We start from the raw sequence: 6,188 nt of genomic DNA, 5'->3' as shown, positions 1-6,188 counted from the left end.
CCCTCCATTCAGGGAGTTATAAAAGGTTCATAACTCCCGAACGGGTATGTGGCCTTCATTCAGGGAGTTATAAAAGGTTCATAACTCTATAAGTAACTAAACTCCCTCAAACACTCCCCCTATCACCTCAATCGCTTTTTCCAGCCGTTCCTGATAAGTCCCGCTGATACGTACGAACTCGATTCCGTTTTCCTTCAATAATTCCTTCAAACGCTGATTATTTTCTTCACGGACCAGTTGTTCACCATGCACCCTTAATCCGTCATCCACCCATTTGACGTCAGGCTCTAAAAATAAGCATAGATGATACTGTTGAATCCGGGCGATCTCATTCAAGACCTGCTGGTGTTTCTGGTTATAAAGTTCTGAGTAAAATTGAGTGACCACTGCTTCAGTGTCAATAAAAACGATTTTATTCGCCTGTTTAATAGCTTCATATTCTTTCAGTTTATGGCCATAGGCAATGATTGGATAATCCTGCTCTAAAATAATACCATCACAGCCACCTAAATCTTCGCAGTACTCTCTGCCGTATTCTCTTACATAATTCGTGTTATAAATGAGTGCCAGATTCCTTGTAAGCGTCGATTTTCCGCAGCTCTCCGTCCCTAAAATGACGACCTTTTTAATAAAATAAGGTTTTGCTACATCGGGAATGTAATCCCAATAGTGAAAAACTCCTTTATTCCTAATCTCCGTCGCTGAAATGGGATACTGCTCCCTCTTTTCATCAATCAACATGTGTTTGGCCTCAGGATAAAGCTCTTTAAATATCGGGTCGTAGTCTATCTCAGAGCTAAACACCACATCAATTCCCTGCCCGATTACCTCTCTTATTTTCAAGGCCCCTTCATTCCAATTGTAATCTTCATCACCGTCATGATCCTCTACTTCCACGACCTTGACGTGTGGCATCTCCTTCGTCAGTTGAGAAAGCCAACGCAGCCGGATCCGACTTGGAATATAGGGAAGCTTACTCCCCTTACACAATGCCTGATCCCTTTTTTCACTCTGGGACAAGACCACATACAATTCATCGACCATCGTGGATGCTTTGATGATGGCGTACACATGACCTTGATGTAAAGGTAAAAACTTTCCACCGTAAAATCCAATCTTCCTCATTAGATCTCTTCTCCCTTCTGCTGTTTATAAACTTTAGACCAGTTGTAATAGCCGTATATACTGTTAATCAGAAAAGCCGACCACATCACAAGCATGGAGACGTCGTTACCATCCTGTAAAATTAAAGCCTTCACCCAAAGGGCAATCGAAAGCACGTTGACCGCAATCCAAAATAACCACTGTTCTGTTAATCTTTTTAGCATGAGTAGTTGGGCAATCACCGATAGTGTCGTAGAAGCGGAATCGATCCAGACGACATTGCCTCCTAATTTTTCAAGCAGGTAAGCGTATAGAACAAAGATGACCACAAATATCGAAAGCGTAATGCCCCACCCTTTTTTCGTCAGAGAACTGATTTGAATTTCTTCCCCTTTTACGGTGTGTTCCGTTTTATGGTTCTTCCATAAATAGATGCCAACGAACTGAAGTGGAAAATAAAACAAGGCATTCAGCATGACCTCACCGTATAGGCCATAACCGTATGAGATGTAGGCATAGGTTCCGGTTTGGATAATGCCGAAATAGTAATTACTCACCTTCCCTTTGGCGACAAGCACGACACAAAGCATTCCTGAAATCGAGGTGATTAACCCCAGAATCGTATCGTCCCAAGCAAAAAACAAATACACATTCACAAGCGTAAACGTAACAAGCCATAGCTTTTCAAATAAGGTCCAGTCTTTAAGGATCTTCATTTTCAATCGCTCCCTTATAATTATCAATTAACAAATTGTTAATTGTAATGATGAAAAAAAATTAGTATTTGGCATTATAAATGGATACATAAGGATCAAAATCATTGAATCGATACAGCTGTGCTTTATTCTTTGACCAACGATTGGTTTTTTGCGGCTCTCCATCCTTCTCTACTTTTTCAATAAAAGGGAGCGTTGGAGCTTTTCTAAAAAATTGAGAATCAAGCTTTAGCCAAGGCTCATCCATGACGGTCAGCAACACACCCTGCAACTCGGAAAGAACAAATTCCTTTGGCAAAAAGTTTTTGGCAAGCGTTGTTAATGACATATCCTTTTTGATAAACCACAAAGCGTCATCAATAATTTGCTTGTGATCGAAAGCGAGGTCCAGCTGAAACACTTCATCCATCGAGAATAGCTCTACCTCCGCCGCATCGTCTGCTGCCTTCCTTTTAACCAGCTTATTTTCTGGTACAATCGCATAATGGGCGTTCGAAATAATCCAGCCCCGCTTGTCACGGCCAAATTTGTCATACACTTCATAGTGCTTGATTTTTAGCCCTTCTACACCCGTTTCTTCTCTTAGCTCGCGAACGGCTGCATCATAGGCCGTTTCCGTTAGCTTAATAAAGCCGCCAGGCAAAGCCCACTTCCCCCCTTCAATATTGGGGTCACCTTCTTTTGTCCGCTCCGCTCGTTTAATCAGCATGATCTTTAATGTTTTTTGGGGCGGCTTATAAGGACCCACTTCCGTTGAAATAATCGTAAAAACGGCAATATCACTCGTATATCCATCAGGAGTCCGATATTTACTGACATCATAATTTAACAAAGCCTTGCTCACCTGTTTCTGTTGTTTTATTAATTAACATTTTGTTAATTGTTATTTGTATTATATCATTTGTTTAAATTTGGTGTTACATTAGTTTATCGACAAAATACGATACTGTTAGGATTCGCAAATAAAACTATTAAAATCGCAAATAAAAGTGCTGGATTCACAATTCAGGCGGTCACTAGCCCAGTACATTTTATATTTATTTTTGAAGATAATACTATTGTTGTTCATAAAATTTGCCTTATTGGAGGAAGAAGAATGAAATGTAGAGCCAAAGTTAATCTTTCCATCATCATGTTGCTTGCATTTTTATTAATCAGTACCTTTGGAACAGGTGACTTCGTAACTCGTGTAGATGCAGCAAGAGCCAACGAAAAAGCAGATATTATTATTAAAAATGGCTACATACTTACAATGAATGGATCAAAGGAAGTTTTTCCAAAAGGAACAGTGGTTATAAAGGACAAAAAAATTATCGCCGTTGGTGACGAAAAACTTGGTAATCAATATAAGGCACCGAAAATCATCAATGCCAACGGCAATATTGTGATGCCGGGAATGATTAATACACACAATCATGTTCCGATGGTTGCGTTTAGAAGCATTGGTGAAGAGGGCGTTGGCAACCGCTTATTTGATGTGTTTTTTCCGCTTGAAGGAAAGCTTCTTTCTAGGGATCTCATTTATAAAGCATCTATCCATGGTGCCATTGAAATGGCCATGGGGGGAGTGACCACCTATGCCGATATGTACTACCACGAGGATGAGGTCGCAAAAGCAACCGAAAAGATTGGCATTAGAGGTGTGCTTGGAGAAACCGTCATTAGCTTCCCAGTTGTCGATGCTCCCGAACCATACGGCGGACTTAAATATGCTGAAAATTTTATTAAACAATATCAAAACAATGAATTAATCACGCCATCGGTCGTCGCACACGCGCCCTATACGGTTAGTCCTGAAATGTTAAAGGCATCAAAAGCCTTAGCGGATAAATACAAAGTCCCCTTCGCTCTTCATGCTGCCGAGTTCCCCGATGAAGCGCAAAGAGTGGAAAGTAAGTTTGGCCAGAAGTACGAGTCCGTCATTAAATACTTAGATTCATTAGGGATACTAGATGAAAATACCATGCTTGCCCATGCAATCCATATCGATGATGAAGACATTGCCATTATAAAAGAAAGAGGAGCAACGATCGCTCATAATCCGATTGCGAATACAAAAGGAGCCACCGGTGTCGCACCAGCGATTAAGATTGACAAGGCAGGAATTAGGATGGGATTAGGAACGGATGGGCCAATGAGTTCCAACACAATGGATGTCTTTGGGACAATGGGCTATGCCGCTCGGATTCATAAGCTTGTTAACAAAGACCAAAGTTTGATGCCTCCAAGTAAAGTAGTTGAGCTTGCAACCATTGGCGGTGCGAAAGCCCTTGGATTAGATAAAAAAGTCGGCTCTCTTGAGGTTGGCAAATACGCTGATATCATTATTGTCGATGTATATGCACCAAATACGTTCCCTACTTATGATCCATACGCAACTTTAGCATACGCAGCAGGACCGCAAAATGTAAAAGATGTAATCGTAAATGGCAAAATGATTGTCGAAAACAAAAAGCTTAAAACGTATGACTATAATAAAAATCTTAGAGATATGAAGGAAATCTATAAAAAAGTGGCAGAAGTAGAAAAAACACTACCCTATCATAAGAAACCATAATCAAAAAGGTCCGACGAGCGGATAAGAGCTCGTTGGACCTTTTTCGCTGCTCAGTAATTTTCGGCAAAATCCAAGGCGTAGCAGGTGCGATTCTTCATTGGCTAGTGTTGTTAAAGACATATCCTTTTAAAGCACTTTTATTAGACATTTCAAACGCAAGTCCATAATGAAATGTCTTTTAAACCGTTTTATTAGACATGTCCACTTCCTACCAAGGTTTTTTTGTCTTTAAAATTCTGGTTTAACAACATCCCAACTTCGACTAGCTACTATTTTACTGGGACTTATAAAATAATACTTACAATCGTCCCCGAAAGGATGCTGACAAGTGTGGCGCCGTATAGCAGTTTCAAGCCGAAGCGGGCAACCACATTCCCCTGCTTTTCATTCAAGCTCTTGACAGCCCCGGTAATAATGCCGATCGATGAGAAGTTGGCGAAGGAAACAAGGAATACGGACAGAATCCCAAGTGTACGGTCACTGAAGTGATGGGTGCCTTTGGACAAATCCAACATCGCGACAAATTCATTAGTCACCAGCTTCGTTGCCATAATCCCCCCTGCATTAACTGCCTCAGATAATGGAATCCCCATCATAAAGGCGATCGGGGCAAAGAGATACCCTAATAACTGCTGAAAAGAAATGCTGAACAATAACTCGAATACATGATTGATGGCCGCCATTAGAGCAATAAATCCAATCAGCATCGCACCGACGATCACGGCAACCTTAAAACCATCCAGGATGTACTCACCCAGCATCTCAAAAAAAGATTGTTTTTCCGCATTTTGAATTTCCAAAATATCTTCGCTTGGCTTCACCTCGTACGGGTTAATAATCGAAGCAATGATAAAACCGCCAAATAAATTAAGAACTAATGCTGTGACGACATATTTGGGATCCAGCATTGTCATATAGGCGCCTACAATCGACATCGAAACTGTCGACATTGCCGAGGCACAGAGCGTATACAGACGCTTTTTCGAAAGCATGCCCAGTTGTTTTTTTACCGTAATGAAAACCTCCGATTGCCCGACCATTAACGACGCAACCGCATTATAGGATTCCAGCTTTCCCATGCCATTCACTTTACTTAACAACCATCCGATTCCTCTCATAAGGAGCGGGAGAATTTTCAAATATTGCAGGATTCCTATTAATACAGAAATGAAGACAATTGGCAGCAGCACAGTTAAGAAAAATGGTGCCTCTCCCTTATTCGCCAATCCGCCAAACACAAAGGTAACACCTTCATTTGCATAATCGAGCAATTTGCTGAATACCTTTGAAATCCCTTGGATAATGATAAGGCCAAACTCTGTATTTAACAGCAATATGGATAAGGTTATTTGAATAGCAATCATCACAATAATGGGTATAAATTTTACCTCTTTTCGATTAGAGCTTGCCACCCAAGCGGCAAACACGACAATTAGAATACCTAAGATTGAAATAACATAGTGCATTTTTTACCTCCTGATGCGTTAAAACATTATGTACGGTTTCCCTTCCCGATTGTTTATAGTGTAGTAAGCTAGTATGTCCGCAGAAAGCATTGGTATATTTTGTCCATATTTTATTTAAAAAATTAATAGAACGATTTGAATAGAATTGATATTAGCTTTAATAAAGAGGAGTGATTTTCTGGTTAATCGAGTGAAAGAAAAGAGCTTTTTCAAGCGAAGAGGTTCATAGAAAGGTTTTATGTGACCGGTCCGATGTTTTTTTCAAGAGTTGCGACGCATAGAAGAGCCATATGCGACCGAACCGCTCATTTTTTCATTAGTTGGGGCGCATAGAAAGGCTATATG

At 40.5% G+C, this 6,188-nt stretch carries 5 protein-coding genes; 1 reads left to right on the top strand and 4 read right to left on the bottom strand.

From position 1 onward, the window contains the following. Window positions 1-96 precede the first annotated feature (96 nt). The 3 genes from nadR to KHB02_RS29190 form a co-directional block, all read right to left on the bottom strand. Window positions 97-1,125, bottom strand: coding sequence for a multifunctional transcriptional regulator/nicotinamide-nucleotide adenylyltransferase/ribosylnicotinamide kinase NadR (gene nadR, locus KHB02_RS29200; RefSeq protein WP_213141212.1), 1,029 nt, complete (start codon window positions 1,123-1,125; stop codon window positions 97-99). Further along, window positions 1,125-1,820: a nicotinamide riboside transporter PnuC gene (gene pnuC / locus KHB02_RS29195; RefSeq protein ID WP_213141213.1), complete on the bottom strand. Its 696-nt coding sequence runs from the start codon at window positions 1,818-1,820 to the stop codon at window positions 1,125-1,127. Before pnuC ends, nadR begins: the two co-directional genes overlap by 1 nt. A gap of 61 nt (window positions 1,821-1,881) precedes the next feature. Next, window positions 1,882-2,652, bottom strand: coding sequence for an NUDIX domain-containing protein (locus KHB02_RS29190; protein ID WP_241114191.1), 771 nt, complete (start codon window positions 2,650-2,652; stop codon window positions 1,882-1,884). Between the two features lie 264 nt (window positions 2,653-2,916). Between KHB02_RS29190 and KHB02_RS29185 the strand changes: the two genes are divergently transcribed. Continuing rightward, window positions 2,917-4,377 carry an amidohydrolase family protein gene (locus tag KHB02_RS29185; protein WP_241114190.1) on the top strand — a complete coding sequence of 487 codons (1,461 nt, stop codon included), beginning with the start codon at window positions 2,917-2,919 and terminating at the stop codon, window positions 4,375-4,377. A gap of 284 nt (window positions 4,378-4,661) precedes the next feature. On the opposite strand, the gene KHB02_RS29180 is transcribed toward KHB02_RS29185, so the two are convergent. Beyond that, entirely contained in the window at window positions 4,662-5,843 is a 1,182-nt protein-coding gene (locus KHB02_RS29180; RefSeq protein WP_213141216.1) for a NupC/NupG family nucleoside CNT transporter, read from the bottom strand. Window positions 5,844-6,188: the final 345 nt, after the last annotated feature.

Source organism: Neobacillus citreus, assembly GCF_018343545.2.
GTDB lineage: Bacteria > Bacillota > Bacilli > Bacillales > Cytobacillaceae > Neobacillus > Neobacillus citreus.
The sequence above is the reverse complement of the archived record's forward strand: the minus strand, read 5'-3'. Positions and strand labels throughout refer to the sequence as shown.